Source organism: Clostridium intestinale DSM 6191 (genome assembly GCF_900130055.1).
Classification (GTDB): domain Bacteria; phylum Bacillota; class Clostridia; order Clostridiales; family Clostridiaceae; genus Clostridium_T; species Clostridium_T intestinale.
Genome location: NZ_FQXU01000008.1, coordinates 218,844 through 234,906, shown reverse-complemented (window position 1 = coordinate 234,906; position 16,063 = coordinate 218,844). Strand labels below are relative to the sequence as shown.

General features: G+C 29.0%; 19 protein-coding genes. 5 read left to right on the top strand and 14 right to left on the bottom strand.

Translation table 11 applies throughout. The features are described from left to right. Nucleotides 1-316: 316 nt before the first annotated feature. The 3 genes from BUA92_RS13940 to BUA92_RS13930 form a co-directional block, all read right to left on the bottom strand. A complete protein-coding gene (locus BUA92_RS13940; RefSeq protein ID WP_073020416.1) occupies nucleotides 317-673 on the bottom strand; it encodes a hypothetical protein in 357 nt (118 codons plus the stop codon). 102 nt (nucleotides 674-775) lie between these two features. Continuing rightward, complete coding sequence (locus BUA92_RS13935) at nucleotides 776-1,444, bottom strand: hypothetical protein (RefSeq protein ID WP_073020415.1); 669 nt, start codon at nucleotides 1,442-1,444, stop codon at nucleotides 776-778. Next, complete coding sequence (locus BUA92_RS13930) at nucleotides 1,437-1,991, bottom strand: sigma-70 family RNA polymerase sigma factor (RefSeq protein ID WP_073020414.1); 555 nt, start codon at nucleotides 1,989-1,991, stop codon at nucleotides 1,437-1,439. The genes BUA92_RS13935 and BUA92_RS13930 overlap by 8 nt, the downstream gene beginning before the upstream one ends. A gap of 304 nt (nucleotides 1,992-2,295) precedes the next feature. Between BUA92_RS13930 and BUA92_RS13925 the strand changes: the two genes are divergently transcribed. The 3 genes from BUA92_RS13925 to BUA92_RS13915 all read left to right on the top strand — a co-directional run bounded on the left by BUA92_RS13925 (nucleotide 2,296) and on the right by BUA92_RS13915 (nucleotide 5,767). Then, nucleotides 2,296-3,903: a SpaH/EbpB family LPXTG-anchored major pilin gene (locus BUA92_RS13925; RefSeq protein ID WP_073020413.1), complete on the top strand. Its 1,608-nt coding sequence runs from the start codon at nucleotides 2,296-2,298 to the stop codon at nucleotides 3,901-3,903. Between the two features lie 123 nt (nucleotides 3,904-4,026). Next, on the top strand, nucleotides 4,027-4,968 hold the full coding sequence (locus BUA92_RS13920; RefSeq protein ID WP_083553529.1) for a class C sortase: 942 nt from the start codon (nucleotides 4,027-4,029) through the stop codon (nucleotides 4,966-4,968). A gap of 1 nt (nucleotide 4,969) precedes the next feature. After that, nucleotides 4,970-5,767 carry a class C sortase gene (locus BUA92_RS13915; protein WP_073020412.1) on the top strand — a complete coding sequence of 266 codons (798 nt, stop codon included), beginning with the start codon at nucleotides 4,970-4,972 and terminating at the stop codon, nucleotides 5,765-5,767. A 20-nt stretch (nucleotides 5,768-5,787) separates the two neighbouring features. Here the strand turns inward: BUA92_RS13915 and BUA92_RS13910 are convergent, their stop codons facing one another. Together BUA92_RS13910 and BUA92_RS13905 are read right to left on the bottom strand one after the other, a co-directional pair. Further along, the gene (locus BUA92_RS13910) at nucleotides 5,788-5,970 is read right to left on the bottom strand and encodes a hypothetical protein (protein WP_021804355.1); all 183 of its coding nucleotides are present in this window, start codon (nucleotides 5,968-5,970) and stop codon (nucleotides 5,788-5,790) included. A 27-nt stretch (nucleotides 5,971-5,997) separates the two neighbouring features. Beyond that, on the bottom strand, nucleotides 5,998-6,402 hold the full coding sequence (locus tag BUA92_RS13905; RefSeq protein ID WP_073020410.1) for a hypothetical protein: 405 nt from the start codon (nucleotides 6,400-6,402) through the stop codon (nucleotides 5,998-6,000). A 333-nt stretch (nucleotides 6,403-6,735) separates the two neighbouring features. Between BUA92_RS13905 and BUA92_RS13900 the strand changes: the two genes are divergently transcribed. Both BUA92_RS13900 and BUA92_RS13895 read left to right on the top strand, forming a co-directional pair. Next, on the top strand, nucleotides 6,736-6,963 hold the full coding sequence (locus BUA92_RS13900; RefSeq protein ID WP_021804353.1) for a DUF1659 domain-containing protein: 228 nt from the start codon (nucleotides 6,736-6,738) through the stop codon (nucleotides 6,961-6,963). A gap of 33 nt (nucleotides 6,964-6,996) precedes the next feature. Beyond that, on the top strand, nucleotides 6,997-7,221 hold the full coding sequence (locus BUA92_RS13895; RefSeq protein WP_021804352.1) for a DUF2922 domain-containing protein: 225 nt from the start codon (nucleotides 6,997-6,999) through the stop codon (nucleotides 7,219-7,221). 45 nt (nucleotides 7,222-7,266) lie between these two features. On the opposite strand, the gene BUA92_RS13890 is transcribed toward BUA92_RS13895, so the two are convergent. The 9 genes from BUA92_RS13890 to BUA92_RS13850 form a co-directional block, all read right to left on the bottom strand. After that, entirely contained in the window at nucleotides 7,267-8,127 is an 861-nt protein-coding gene (locus tag BUA92_RS13890) for a hypothetical protein (RefSeq protein ID WP_139259349.1), read from the bottom strand. Nucleotides 8,128-8,159: 32 nt separating this feature from the next. Beyond that, on the bottom strand, nucleotides 8,160-8,594 hold the full coding sequence (locus tag BUA92_RS13885) for a hypothetical protein (RefSeq protein ID WP_073020405.1): 435 nt from the start codon (nucleotides 8,592-8,594) through the stop codon (nucleotides 8,160-8,162). Between the two features lie 347 nt (nucleotides 8,595-8,941). Continuing rightward, nucleotides 8,942-9,190 (bottom strand): hypothetical protein, encoded by a 249-nt coding sequence (locus BUA92_RS13880; RefSeq protein ID WP_073020403.1) that lies wholly within the window; start codon nucleotides 9,188-9,190, stop codon nucleotides 8,942-8,944. 472 nt (nucleotides 9,191-9,662) lie between these two features. Beyond that, complete coding sequence (locus tag BUA92_RS13875; protein WP_175550911.1) at nucleotides 9,663-9,887, bottom strand: hypothetical protein; 225 nt, start codon at nucleotides 9,885-9,887, stop codon at nucleotides 9,663-9,665. A 294-nt stretch (nucleotides 9,888-10,181) separates the two neighbouring features. Beyond that, on the bottom strand, nucleotides 10,182-10,598 hold the full coding sequence (locus BUA92_RS13870; RefSeq protein WP_073020398.1) for a hypothetical protein: 417 nt from the start codon (nucleotides 10,596-10,598) through the stop codon (nucleotides 10,182-10,184). A 111-nt stretch (nucleotides 10,599-10,709) separates the two neighbouring features. Beyond that, nucleotides 10,710-11,822: an HlyD family secretion protein gene (locus BUA92_RS13865; RefSeq protein WP_073020396.1), complete on the bottom strand. Its 1,113-nt coding sequence runs from the start codon at nucleotides 11,820-11,822 to the stop codon at nucleotides 10,710-10,712. Further along, nucleotides 11,809-12,309: a hypothetical protein gene (locus BUA92_RS13860; protein ID WP_073020393.1), complete on the bottom strand. Its 501-nt coding sequence runs from the start codon at nucleotides 12,307-12,309 to the stop codon at nucleotides 11,809-11,811. The genes BUA92_RS13865 and BUA92_RS13860 overlap by 14 nt, the downstream gene beginning before the upstream one ends. Then, nucleotides 12,296-14,548, bottom strand: coding sequence for a peptidase domain-containing ABC transporter (locus tag BUA92_RS13855; protein ID WP_073020391.1), 2,253 nt, complete (start codon nucleotides 14,546-14,548; stop codon nucleotides 12,296-12,298). Before BUA92_RS13855 ends, BUA92_RS13860 begins: the two co-directional genes overlap by 14 nt. Nucleotides 14,549-14,754: 206 nt before the next feature. After that, the gene (locus BUA92_RS13850) at nucleotides 14,755-16,056 is read right to left on the bottom strand and encodes a sensor histidine kinase (RefSeq protein ID WP_073020389.1); all 1,302 of its coding nucleotides are present in this window, start codon (nucleotides 16,054-16,056) and stop codon (nucleotides 14,755-14,757) included. Nucleotides 16,057-16,063: the final 7 nt, after the last annotated feature.

The following is a 16,063-nucleotide window of genomic DNA, read 5'->3' as shown; positions in this document are numbered from 1 at the left end:
TTTATCATTATTTTTACACATAATAAGTGCTAAAAAATGAAATAATTTGTAATTTAATTGGAAACATGATAGAATAAATGAAACAAAATATTCATATTGTTTTATTTTATATATTTAACTCTCGCAATACACATGCCAAAACACTAATACTGGCTATACTGGCTTTTTTAGCCAGTATATTTGCTTAGTGTTTAACAAATATATTAAGTGTTTAAATATATTAAACGCTCACTATAATTGTTATAAGTATTTAAAAGAAAAAAACAGAGTACGACCAAAACTTATCGTACTCTGCTTTTTAAAAATATTATCTAATCTATCCTTTAAAATGTTCTTCTATTTTAAGGTCTAACTCACCATTTTCCTTAATGTCTAATATCTCTATACCTATATTATCAGAAAATTGATTAGTTATTTTCTCCATAATAATATGTTCATGCTTAACATTGTTTTTATCATAATAATATAGCTTTAATGGATTGGACTCCGCAATATGAGTAAAAATCAATTGAATAGGCTTTCTTGTAAAAGAAGCATTATCTGGTTTAGCTTTAAGTTCCTTTATCTCGTGATTTTGAATATTTTTCTCTCCATGAGAGATACATAAATTCTTTATATTTTCATTAGTTTTATTATCTAGATACACAACCCTCATTGAACCATAACCTATCATAAATCAATACCTCCAAGCATGAGTTTTTAATTACCTCTTATAATTATATAATAAACCACATTCTTAATTATTACAATATATTTCTTGACCAAAATCTGTTAATCAAGGAATTTTATTTAATGCCTCCTTTATAACAGTAACTGCTACGCTAAAAAAGGTTATAGCAAAAATAATAACTAAAAGCCATCCAAATACACCTAATTTAGGTTTTTTATAATCTTTAAATTCTGAATTACTTATACTTCGTAAATATCTTATTATCTCTAAAAACATCTTTGTATTGTATTTCCCTATAGGTCTAAACATAAACTCATCATACTCATTGAACTTTAAACCTATGGTGTTACACTGTTTCCAAAGATCAGTAAAGCTCTCCAAATCCTCTATGACCCCAACATAATCACCTTCCATTAACTTATAATAATGACTCAGTTTAAATATAAACACCCTTTTATTAGTTACAAATAAGCCCAAATATATTATAGGGGCAGCTCCAAAATCAACTGCCATTTTAAAGTGAACACCTTTTTCTAAATAACTCTGTAGCACTATAATTTTATATTTTATTTCTTCATCACTAGAAAGTTGCGCTTTTACCTTCTTCTCTAACTCTAGTAATGTAACCTTTCTTAAAATTACATCATTTTTTATTTTATACAATTCTACAGAAACTCTATTTTTCTCCTTCATTGCCTCATGTTCTAAATCTTTTAACTCCTCTTCACTATAATCAATTGAATTTAGTTCCTTTAAAATCTCCCTACTATCCATTTATATCACCTGCTATCTTTTTCATTTTCTTTCTGGCTCTAGATATCCGTGTATAAATATAGTCTTTAGAATATCCTAACTCTTGAGCAATTTCTTCTATAGAAAATCCTTTTAAATATCGTTTCAAGAATATTTCTCTATCCATATCATCTAAAGTATTTAAAAGATCCTCTATTAATTCATTATTTTCTATATTCTCAAAAGACAAATCATTTTCAATATGAGTGATTTCATCTTTATATTCAAAAGTCTTATTATGATTTGATATCTTTCTCTTAATATCTATTGCTTTATATTTAGCTATAGAAACAATCCAAGATTTTAGGCTACCTTTCTCATCATCATAACAATCCATGTTAAACCATAGAGATATAAAAACATCATCATAACACTCATCTAAATATCTTTTCTCATGTGACTCAGTAAGTATACTATTAGCTACATAATAAACTAACTTTCCATATAAGCTTATAAGTTCATCTAGTCTCTCTTTATCCCCTTTTAAAATTCCCTCTATAATTTCCATTTCATTTATCTCATTTACCATATCTCCTCCATAATAGTTTCAAAATTGAAGCTCCTATCTATAGTTCGTTCTAATACCTCAATAACTGTCACTTATTTTTTTGTTTTTTTATACACAATAATCTAATTATGTAAATTAACATAAAAAAAAATTATATTAAAGAAAATTTCCTATCATAAGTTTACTTTATGGTGAATAACTTTATTACGTGTATAAAACTTAACCAGAATAATTTTAATTGGTACCAAAAGAGAATAAAAAAATAGCACTAATTAAAGTATATGGAAATAATACATAATTTTCATTAGAATAAGGGGGAAAAATAATGTCATTATCAAAAAAAATTTTAAGTTTTCTATTACCATTACTCATGCTGATCTCATTTATAAAATTACCAGCAAGTGCAACAGAAGTATCAGCTAATTGTTTGCCACCATCAACAACAGAGGTTACAGTTCATAAAATTAAAATGACCACTCTAGAGGGCTTTCCTAAAAGTAATCCAAATGCCCAAGCAATTAATAATATACAAAATTGGTTTGGAAAAGATTCTGAAGAGCTAGGAGGCATACTTTTTAACTATTATAGAGTAGATGGAAATTCAAGCTATGCAAAAATGTCAGATAGTGATCTAGTAGCTGTTTCTGAAAGCGTATTAAAAAACAAAAGCGGTGTAATAAATAAAGGTAGTTTTTACACAACTACTCGTGGTTGGAGAACTAATCTTGAAAATGGAAGATATATATTTTATGAATCTGAAAGTAATGCTTCAGTAATAGATTCCATGGCAGTTCCCTTTGTTTTAAATTTACCAACACCAGAAACAAATGCAAGTGGTAATGTTGTTTATAACAGTGATGGAACCATAAAATATCTTACTTCTATGCACGTTTATCCAAAAAACATAACACAAGAACCTAGTCCATCTAAAAGTGTTACTAACTTAGGCCAAATAGAAGAGTCTGCAAAGGTTGGGGATAACGTACAATACCTTCTTACAACTACAATTCCTAAAACTATTGCTAAATATACTCAATTTAACTTTGTTGATAATTTAGAGACTACTTTAGATTATGTTGGCAATGTTCAGGTCAACTTAGGAGGTACCACTATGACTGGTAACTCTGGAACCTTTAATTTTAACAATAATAATATAGATTATTACATTACAGAACCTTCAACAAATGGAGGGGGTACTCTTATAATTAGATTTACACAAGCTGGACTAATTAAAATGGCAAATAACTTAAGTTCTCAACTTATTGTAAAATTTAATGCAAAAATTAATGAGACTGCAAAAGTACTGTATACTACAACTAACGAAAAAAATGATGAGATAATTAATAACTTTGATATTAAATATAGAAACACAGCTACTGGAGAGGAAAAAACTAAACCATCTAATGATGTTTACGTGTATATAGGTGGTAAAACATTTATAAAAACAAACGAATATAACACAAATGATCCACTGATTCAATACCTTCAAGGGGCAACATTCGATTTATACTTCGACGACAATACAAATACAAAGGTTACTTGGACAACTGAACTAATTCAATTAAATACTGCCATAGGATCCGAAAAATTTGGTGGTACAGTTGCTCAAGGGCAGCCAATAGTACTAAAGTCTGGAAGCGATGGTAAATTTGAAATTAAGGGACTAAGAGCAAATACTGTTGGTTTTGATGGAAAATATAAACTAGTAGAAACAACTCCTCCAACTGAATATATCAAACTTAATTCACCTGTTAATTTTATAATAACAAAGGACGGATTTAAAGCTCCAAATACTCTACAAGTTAAAAATGCAAAACAACCTAATATACCTCAAACAGGCGGTATTGGATCAATTATTTTCTTAGCAGCAGGTTTACTAATAATGGGAAGTGCTGTAGTAGCTTTAAAGAGAAAAAAGAAACTTGAAAATTAATTTTACCTAAACAGTGTAAAGGGTGAGAATAATCTCGCCCTTTTATTCCTTAAAAAATACATAAAACTTAGCTTAACCATATCAAATTATGTCCTATCTTTCGTTAAAGGAGTAGATAAAATTATGGATAAGAAAGATAAAAATTTCAGTACCATTAATGATTACAAAAAAAACGGTGTGTTCAAAACTATAATTATTTCAATAGTCTTTATTCTAGGTCTAGGGATTTTTTCCTTTCCTATTATAAGTAATTTAATATATAAAAACGCTGCTAAAAGGGTTGTTCAGAATTTTGATGAAGAAGTTAATCAAATTGAAGATACTGAAATCAGTAAAAAACTAAATCTAGCCTACTCCTATAATGAATACCTATTTGGAGCAAATAATATTAACTCATTAGAAGACCCTTATACTCAAGAAAAATTAAGTGCTGGAGTAGAAGAATACGCTAAAATGCTTAAAGTCAATGAGCAGATAGGATATATTATTATTCCTAAAATATCTATAAACGACCCCATTTATGCAGGAACATCTGAAGTTGTTCTTCAGAACGGAATAGGACACTTAGAAGGAACTTCTCTACCTGTTGGTGGTAAAAATACTCATACTGTTTTAACTGGTCATAGGGGATTGCCTACTGCTAAGTTCTTTACTGAATTAGACAAACTAGTGGTTGGAGATAATTTTTATATCAAAAATATAGGAGGTACTATAGCTTATGAAGTAGATCAAATTAAGGTAGTAGAGCCAACAGACTTTAATGACTTAGTAATAACTCCTAATGAAGACTACTGTACACTCTTAACTTGTACCCCCTACATGATTAATTCTCATAGACTTTTAGTTAGGGGCCATCGTATAGAATATAGGGAAGAAGTCCTCAATACAGAAATAGAAGTTAGTAATACTACAAACAAAAATAACAAAATACTCTTTGCATCTATTACTTTAGTTATCATTATAGTAATCTATACATCATCTAAATATATTAAAAAGAGAAAAGGTTTGAAGGAAAAGATAGTTTTCACCGAAGATATTAATCAAGAAAAAGAGGGGTTTGATTAAAATGAAATTTAATAAACTCTTAGGGAAAAAGAGATATATCTTCATATTTATATTGGGTATGATTGTATTTCTATACCCAACCTTATCAAATCTCTATTATAATTATACGGCCGTTAGCAATACTTATATGGAGTATTCTTTAAATAACCAAACCTCTAAAAATGAAGATTTGAAAGATGCTCCTAAAGCAGAGCCTTATTTAGAAAATAATGATGATACAATCTTTGCTTACATTAATATAGATAAAATTCACCAAACCCTTCCCATTTATTTAGATGTCACTGAGGAACATTTAAGTAATGGAGTAGCTGTAATAAAAGGGACTAGTATACCAGTTGGTGGGGAGAATACTAACTCTGTTATAGCAGGTCACACTGGACAAGTAAAAAAGCTCTTCACTGATTTACCCGAACTTGAACCTGGAGATGAGATCACAATTACAAATAAAATAGAAACTCTTTATTATAAAGTTACAGGAAATAAGCTAATAATGCCTGATCAAGAGGAATATCTTTCAATAATTGAAGGCAAGGATATGATAACTCTTCTTACCTGTTATCATGGTACTCTTGCAAATGATCGTCTTTTAGTATTTGCTGAAAGATATAATCCAGGCAACAAAACAGATTCTATAAAAGCATCTATAATTAATCAGGATAAATACTCCTACCTGTCAAAAGTTGAGCTGGAGGAAAAACCAATACACAAAATGGTAGATCCAGTTGTTATAGCTTGTGCTATAATACTTATCATACTTTTTGTTTATACCTTTAGTAAAAAGAAAGATAATAGCAAGTGAGTCTTAAGGGAACTCACTTGCTATTCTTTAAATCCACCACTTTCTTTTGTTGCTTCATAATAATGTCTTATAGCGTTATCTACTATTTCACTAGCACTTACACTAACATTGGGATGCATTAATTTAATCTCATTAAGAATTCTTGCTGTAGAAATTTTTATCTTATAAGTTTTAGTTATCTTCTCTTCGCTTATTTTTTTCATATATACTAATCCTCCAAATAATCATTTTTATATTTCCTCCTCTTGTGAGGCTCCATCTTCAATAATATGTTTATAATAATATCTTATCGCCCGGTCTATTATCGTATTTGTTCTTATATTTACATTCGGATGTACAAGTTTTAATCTAACAAGCAGTCTAGCTGTTGATTTTCTCATAGTAAATGTCTTTCTTATAGAAAAATCTTCTTCTTTTTTAAAGACTTCGCTGTAGGTAAAGGTATCTACTATCTTCTGACCTTCTACTTCATCATCTGAATAAACACTAACATTTCTTTCCTTTAAATCTTCTGCAATATCAAATTCCTTAATTACAACCTCATCTAATACATCTCCATCTGTCCAAATTGCACCCTTAGGATATTCTTCCTTCTTTCTCCCTGTTATCTCTTCATTTTCTTCTATTTTACTCATATAAAAACCTCATAATTTTATCTTATTCATAATTATATGAATTTGTTTCTTCATAAATGCACATCTACTCAAATGTTTAATTGATTACCTGTTTAATTGTTTACCTGTTTAATTGTTTATTTGCTTATTTGCACATTTAAATACTTATTTATATATTTAAATATTTATTTTAACTTTTAGATTATTGCTCGGTATGCAAGAACAAACAACCATTTTTTCAACAAATATCATCACAATTCTTGATTGTTTTGTATATCCTAAATAACATAGGTGTAAGCAAAAAGCTCTTAGACGGAGCGTGTCTACCTATAATAAATTTAGGAGGAAAATCACATGGCTGTCATTAAAAACTTGCGGACAAAATCCCTAATTGTAGAGATGGAGTCCGGAGTAGATAAAAACGGTAAGACCACTTTTAGAAAAAAGACTTTTTCTAATATAAAGCTCGATGCTACTGATGAAAGCATATATGCAGTAGCTAATGCTATTTCTAAGATTTTAGCTCCAGAAACAAATGAGTATCTATTAGACGAACTGTCAGTATTATCAAAGAGTGAATAGCCGGAAAAATCTTTTAGCAAAGGTGGTGAAAATATGGATTATTCTCTTAGCCTTTCTTTTATAACTGAAAGTGGGGCTAAAACCAATATAACAATTGCAGATGTTAGAAGCGATGTAACTAAGGAGGAAATAACAGAGTTGGTTACAGAAATATTGAGACAAAATATATTTACCAGTAAAAATGGATCTTTAGTTTCCTTCTACTCTGCTAAACTCACAGAGAAAAATGTCAAAGAATTTGACATTACCTTAGAATAAAATATTAGGGCTCAGCATTTTTTGCTGAACCCTTTTGTAATCTTATTAATTCTCTTCATCCCCCAATAGTAAACTATTAAAGACTTCTCTATCTAAATTATCCCTTATAGCCCTTAATCTTAAAGATTTCCTTCGCATAGTTTCTATATAAGGAAGCATAAACAGTATACCAATAAAGGTTACTAGAGAATATAACTCCTGAGTCATAGGAACAAAGGAGAGAATCAAACATATTAGATATCCTATAGATGCACATATAATATCTCTTTTAAAGATTCTTTTACCTTCTTCTTTATCTAGAAAATAAGACTCGTAATTTTTGTGAGCGATTTTTATAAACCATCTAAATACTAATAACGAAATAATAACAGGTACAAAACTCAACTTTGTTGTCCCTTCCATGTTTTTAGTAATAGGTAAAGACAATGCTCCACCTGAAAATACAAATATAGAAAACATGCCTGAATTAATTGCTAAAGTAAAATTCCTAAGATTTTTCTTCTCTTCATCACTCAAAACAAGTTCCTCTTTAACAAACTCTTGATGAGTGTTCATTAATTTCTTATTCATTTTGTATTCAATAACAATATTAATTACTAGTGATACTAATATTAGAAATTTTATATAACGCTTGTCCGTATTTATCAAGGTAATTCCAAAGGCTGCTATTCTTACGACCCAATCCACTATAGCCTCCATCTTAATAATTTTAAACTCTTTAAATGTGTCTGTTACAAGTATAAATGATGTACATACAATTAGTATTAAAGGCATGTTTCCTAAAACAAATTTAAATCCATTATCTAAGTAGCTAACCAAATCAGTAATCCTTATGTAAGTTAATAATCCCATTACTACGTAACTGATTATATTCAATATAGCTAATATCTTTATCTTCTTATTCATATTTTCTCCTTTTCTACTTACTGAGCTCATACTCAACTTATCCATACAAAAATTAATTTCACTATCATAATAACTATGGTAATTGAATTCCAATATGCTTCATATTTTTCCATCATGTTTAAAGATATTTTTATATCTAATATCCAAAATATAAAGAAAATTATTCCTATTACCATTCCTGCAACTAATAAAATTGAATACGCGTCTTTAAAATGCTTTTTCTTAAAATTATAAAAACCTTCTTTAATCAAGGGATACATTCCCCATACTGAAATAGCTATAATGACACAATATAAAAAGATCTGTATTAAAGGATTAATATAAGTTCCTCCACTATCCTCTAGCTTAATGGTCAAATATATACCTAACTTTTTATATCCCCCAAGAACTGCAATTAAATAATTTATCAGCACAATTCCAACCTTTATGCTGGATAAATTCTGCTCCTCCAAATACTCTGTGTCCATCTTTTCTCAACCTCATGGCTTATTTCAAACTTTAATATATTTTATCATGTTATTTGTATTTTCAGTTACTTATGTAATTAACGTATTAAATTTTCGATTAATCGTTAAAAAAATAAAAAACAGAAATAATTATCGTAAAACTTCCATTACTTTTACTGATAAAATCCCTGAAGCCCCTTAAACACTATATATAGTTATATAGACATCTATATATATTCCTGGAAATCATTTGAGAAATCTAATGATACTTAATAAAGGTGAGTGATAAGAATAATTTTTATATTGGAATTACTGTAACTTCTATAAAAATAATTCTAAATATATGTTAAGAATTATTAAAGCTACCATTACCCTCTATATTTTGCAATCAAAACACTTAGTATTAATAATGGAATTACAAGTGCCATTGCAAATGTCTCCATCTTAAATTTCATTTTTAAATATTTTTGCTTTATAAAATGAAATATAGAATATAGTATCATAATACTTGCTAGTCCATATACTGGATTTTTAGTTATGGCAATCATGCATAGTATATTTACAATACTACTAATTACAATAATAAAAAGATCCAATACTCTGCTCAACTTCTCCATAGTGATACTCCTTTAAAAGTCAAATCCTATTTTCTAAACCAATACTTTCTGAAATTATTTTACCATGTACCTTGTCACTTATGTTATTTCTGCAATAAACGTAGATAATATATGTTTAATCGTATAAAAATAAGAGTTGCTTTGTGGCAACCCCTGTGGTTATTAAGCTTAAGCTCTAAATATATACTAAAAATTTCAATTAATATCTCTCAATTATTATCGGAATAATTTACTTCCCCATATAGCATGTCTGTGTTCGGATATCCTAACTGAGTCCTTTAGGACTCAGTTTGCTACCCGTTAGACTGCTCCCATGCTGGGCGCACGTAGAATAAGGTTGGAGTCCTATACTTACTCTCCAACCTTATTAAATTAAACTTTATTTTTCTAAAGCTTACACAAAAATATTGACAGACTCATTTTTTATACAATTAAATTTGAAATCTGTATTAGTTAGACAATTTCTGAAATTCTAACTTTTTTCTATCCATTCTTTTATTCCTATTGATATAATTGCTACTAATATTATTTTAATAAGCAAATCTAGCATGCTTGATACTATAATATAGCCTTCTGAGCTTAAATCTAATTTACTGCCTAATTCGCTACTCGTCTTATAAACAAATGACATTATAAGTAATAAAGCCGAACCATATACGAAATTTTTATTTTTAAGGTTATTTATCAAATTTAACACCGCCCGTTTTAATATATTTACCGCTCCTAATTTTTACACATATAATAAACATATCTCATATGTTAAATTACTTAAACAATTTACAGCGTAGTTCAAATTTCGTATTAACATTATTAATTTAACTAGACTTTACTTTATTTATCTTTATATAAACTTTTGAACTGCACTACGGAATCAACATAAAAAATTTGTATACAGCATATTATTTTATATGCTGTATACACTCATTATTCTGAGCTTCTATATACTACTAAAAATTTAAATTCTCTCTTAATTCATTTATATCTTTTATCATCACCATGGATTAACATGAAATGCAGATGCATTAAAACTTAACGTTGCGCCCCCAGTAGCATCTCTTAACTTTGCACCAATATTACCTAATGCATAACTAGTCAGTCCACCCAAAACATTAAAATATAATCCTAATCCAGCTAAGGCTGTTGCTGCTGAAGCCACCAATAAAGTACCCACACTTATGTCACGAGATACATCTCCAAATTTATTTCCTATCTTCGTACGTATGTCTCCTGATAAATCCCATGCTCTTCCCCACCAATACGATGTACTTGGTGTAACACGCAAAAGATCCGCTAACTGTTCTAAGTTAGTTATTCCCCCATCAACATACTCCATTTCCTCTCTGTCAACATCCACAAAGCTGCTTGGTAATTGTAATTCATAATTTCTGTTTAAAACAAATGCGCTCATTTTCTCGTCCTTCCATTTTATCATAATTTTGTGTTTATTTATATTAAAAGTTTCTATAATCTTTCTAGTTATCTCGAGCTAACTATATTTAACTATATTGACTTCTAATGACTAACTTAATTTAATTCCTATCTGCTCCATAAAGTATTTCATATAGGTTATTTTTTCATATTTAACTCTTGTTTCTGTTACCATCCCTAATGTTAGGTTAACTTCCTGTCCTTTTTTATCTTCTAGATAGGTTTTTTCTGGTTTAACTTTAAGTTTAAAGTATATATTTCCTTGTTCATTATCTATGGTGGCGTCCTCATCTATGCTTATTACTTCTCCTTTTACGGTTCCGTATTCTGCTTGATTTAGTCCTCCTACTGACATGGATACTTCATCTCCTACCTTTACTCTTGGTCTGTCTGTTCCTGGTATTAAAGTTTCTACTATTTTTTCACTTTCTTCATTTGTTATAGTTCCTAAAAGATTTCCTCCTTGTAGAACCATTCCTCTATTAAAGGACGTATTTAAATGTACCTTCCCTGTTATAGGAGAAAGTAACTTATACTCATTAGTTGAATTATCTATAGAGGCTTTCTGTGATTCCAACTTACTTTTTTCTAATTCTAATTGCTGCTTCTCTGTTGTGAAACTTAATATAGTTTCATAATAAAGCTGATTTAGCTTTATTTTAGCTTGATCTTTATACTGTTTTATTTGATCCTCTTCATAGCCTTGCTTCCTTAATCTTTCTTCATTGACTTCATAGTCTTTTCTTTTAGCATAATTATTTTGCAATCTATTATAAAACTCTAATTCCTCAGAATTATTTTTACTAAAATTGTTAGATAGATTAGTAGCATCTTTTTCAGCTCTTTTAAGAAGCTCTATCCTTTTGTTTAATAAATCTATCTGCCCTGTTGCCTGCTCAATCTGATATTTTGCATCTGGAGAATTCATTACTAAAAGTACATCTCCTTCTTTAACTTCTTTTCCTTCTTCTATATGCACTTCTTTTATTTCTCCAGATACTTTACTCATTATGTTAAACTTATCATTAGTAGTTATACGGCCCTGCCCTTTTACCACATAAGTCTTTACTGATTTAGTTGACCATACTATAAAGGCTGTAAGTAAGGCTACCACTATAAAAATTATATATATCATAAATCTAGGAGGTTTCTTATCATACAGTAACTTACTATCTGTTATTTCATTTATATTATAGACTTTCAAGTTCCTGTCCTCCCTTTTGTATTTCCATGAAGATGTCCGCAACCATACTTCCGTCTTCCTTCTTATCCACAAAAACTGTATAACTGTCACCTTTTAGCTTTATCTCTTTTTCAAAGGCATGAAGCTGAAGTTTTGAATATGCAAACTGGAGATGTTCTTCTTTTTCTGTAAATCTTGCAAACAAACAGTTTGTAACCCTTAGTTGATTTTTAAGTTCATAAGGTGTTTCAACATTATGCAAAGGACTTTTAAGTTGTACCATTAGTTTTAATATTAGCTTAAGCTGTCCATTTTCGTCTGCTTCTGCTGTTGTGTAATTTATCATAGGTCCTAGAGTTGAGTTTCCCTTTGATTTTATGTAGCTATCCATCATATAGGCTACTTTATCTATATTCATAATTTCACTTTCACTTACTTCTCTAACTAATACATTATTTAACTTTAAAGTTTTATTTTCTCTCACTACTATTTTCTCAGTTATATTCATACTCTTCCCCCTCTTCTAAACCCACATCTTTATTTTCCATTAAAGTACCCTCTTCTTTATTTTCTTCAATGGTTTTAGGTTCTATTTCTCCTACCTGACTTATATAAAGCTTATAGTAGTACCCTTTTTTATTTAATAACTCCTCATGACTTCCTACTTCTACTACTTCCCCTTTATCTAAAACATAGATTATATCGCAGCTTCTAATGGTTGAAAGTCTATGAGCTATAATTAACATGGTTAGATTTTTGCCTTTATTAAATAAGGTGTCATATATTTTAGCTTCACTTATAAAGTCTAAATTACTAGTTGCTTCATCTAAGATTAAGAATTTACTCTTTTTAACTAAAGCTCTCGCTAAAGCTAATCTCTGCTTTTCTCCTCCAGATAATCCTCCACCAGCTTCGTCTAAAAAAGTATCATACTTTGCTGGAAGTCTTTCTATAAAGGAACTGCAGCTAGCATTATCACAGGCTGTTTTAATTTCTTCATAGCTTACATTTTCTTTTCCTAAAATTATATTTTCTCTAATACTTCCAGAGAATAATTCTACATTCTGAGGTACATAAGCTATAGCTTTTCTTAAGGCATACAAATCAAGTTCTTCAATATCATACCCAGAAACCTTAATCTTTCCTTCTTCTGGGGTATAATACTTAAGCAAAAGTTTAGACACTGTGGTTTTTCCACTTCCTGATTCCCCTACTAAAGCAACTTTTTTACCTTTAGGTATTTTTATATTTATATTCTTAAGTACTTGAGCTCTGCTTCCATATCTAAAAGTTATATTTTCAAGTTCTATATCCTCATCTATTGTTTCAATATCTATCTTATTTGCTGTTTCTTGTTCCTTATCTACTTCATAGACTTCAGATATTCTTTTCATTGATATACTTGCTTCTTGAATACTAAGTTGTAGGCTTATTATCCTTCCTATTGGACTCATAAAATATCCTGATAGAGATGTAAATGCCATTAATCCTCCTAAGGATATCTTTCCATCTATAACCATAGTTGCTCCTAAATACATAAGCACAAGATTACCTATGGTTGAAACGCCAGAGGATATGGAACCTTGTATATTAGATAAAACACCTTCCTTGAAAGCAATCTTTAAAGTCTTAATATACTGTTTCTCTAAGGTTTCTAAGCTTTTTTCTTCTGCTGCTAGAACCTTTATTGTTTCTATCCCTTTTAAACTTTCTATAATCTGGCTGTTAAGCCTTGCTCCTGCTTCCATTTGCTGTATGTTAATTTTCTTGTAGGGCCCTTTAAAGGCATATATTAAAACTGCACTTATAATTGTTAATATTAAAACTACTACAAAAAGTGTTGAGTTCATTATGTATAAAATCACTGCTGATACTGATGCTAAAACGATATCCATAATTAAAGATAATGATACAGATGTCAATATATTTTTTATAGTAAAAGCATCACTAAATCTTGTTAATATGTCTCCTACCTTTCTTGTAGTGAAAAACTTTATTGGTAACTTATATACATGTTTAAAATATCCTAAAAGTAAAGGTATATCTATCTTTTGTGACAAATATAAAAGCATATGTTGTCTTATAGCTGATAATCCAATCTGGGTTATTCCTAATACTAAAAATCCTATTACAAAAACTGTAAGTTGATTTTTTAGCCCATAGGGCAGAATCTCATCCATAAGGAACTTGTTAAAAAATGATGACGCTATTCCTAAAATAGTTAATATAGCTGAGGCTATAATACTATAAATAAATAATGCTTTTTGAGGTAATAAAATAGCTATAAACTTTGAAAGTATTCCTGAAGCTTTATCCTTACCTGCTGAAAACTCATTGTTAGGAATAAGTAAAAGAAGAATTCCATCAAAGCTTTTAAAAAACTCATCTACAGTTTCCTTTTTTACTCCCTTAGCTGGATCTAAAATAGTAACCTTATCCTTTTTAACTTTATGTACAACTACAAAATGGCTAAGACCTTCATCCGTAATAATATGTGCTATAGCTGGAAGAGTATATTTACTTTGAAAGCTATCCTTGTCCACCCTTATAGCTTTAGTATCAAACCCAAGTCTTTTAGCTCCATCCTCTAAACCTTTTAGGGTGGTTCCTTTGATATCTGTCCCTAAAATATCTCTAAGTTTTGTTATTGTTATTTCTTTTTTATAATACATACTTATAGTTGCAAGGCAGGCTGCTGCACAGTCTGTCATATCATGTTGTTTAACCAAATACTTTTTATAGCTCACTTATTTCCCACCCTTGTTATTGATTTATATTTTTATAATTACCGTTACTTCCATCCCAACAATTTCCAAAGCCATTCTGCGCTCAATAACATTCTTTCACCTTCTATCCAACAAAATAAAAAAACAATCTATAGCGTAATTTATACCATACACTTTAGATTGTTTTTCAACTATTCTGATGAACGTTAAATAAATATAGATGAACGTTAATTCATAATTATATCACTAAATATAATTTCAACTAAAAAGCTTTCCTTCGAAATGTTATATTTAATATTCCCTCCATATTTTTTTACTGCTTCTTTAATATTTAAACTACCAAACCCATGATTGTTTTTATCTAATTTAGAAGTTTTTAATTTGTCATCAATTATATTAACTTTTTCACTAATAGGATTTTTTACTTTAATTATAATATTGTTTTCTAATTGTTTTATCTCAACTTCTATTTTTTTCTCTATATTCTCTGATATTTTTTCTACTGCTTCTACTGAATTTTTAATGATATTAGAGAAAATAATACACAAATCCATATTGGATACTTTTAATTTATCTGGAAGTTTTCCTCTCCACTTTAGCTTTATATCATTGTTGATTTTGTTACCTAGCACATCACCTACTACAATATTAACTATATCATTACCAGTCTGCAAGCTACTACCTAACTTATCGATAGTTCCCTGAATATCCTTTATATAAGAATAAAGCTCGTCGTACTTTTTATCTTCAAACAATATCTTCATACAATAAAAATGATTTGTTATGTCATGTCTAAATCTCTTTGTATCTTTATCTTTTTCAATTAACATAGAGTAATAATCTTTTTGTTGCTCCAACAACTTCTCATTTATAATTAGAGACTCTTTATAATATTTATTATTTTTATCTAATATTATTAAGTATACGCATATAGCTATAAAAGCTATTCCACTTAGACTTATCCCTATTATAGTGAACGTTTTCATCGTATCATTTTTATGCATTAACCCTAATGCTTGCACTGGTAATAAATATAGCCCTACTCCTATAACTCCAAGCAATAAAATTCCTATAAATTTTTTGCTAATAACTAATCTTTCTATTTTAATTATCTTTACCCCTCCGTATAATACCAAATAAAAAATAAGACTTGGTAAATTAGCAAAAAAACTAAAAATATAACTGTCTAAAATGATTTTAATATTATATCCTCCTAATAGCGCATATATACCTCCAAATAATGCATCAATAACAGCTATTATTTGAAATATTAGAATCACTAAAAAAACATTTTTATAGTTTTTTAAGTATACTGTCATTGTAATCATATCAATTGTTCCAACTATATAAGTTATCCATGTATCTAAGCCGCAATATTTAGCAAGGGTTACTGCCAATATGGTCCCTATCAATCCACCAATAAATATTTTACTATTTTTCTTATGTTCATAACCCATTATTTTAACTATAATCAAATACAATTTTATAAAATCTAATATGTACAAAATAATCCAATAAAAATTACCCATGTAGTAT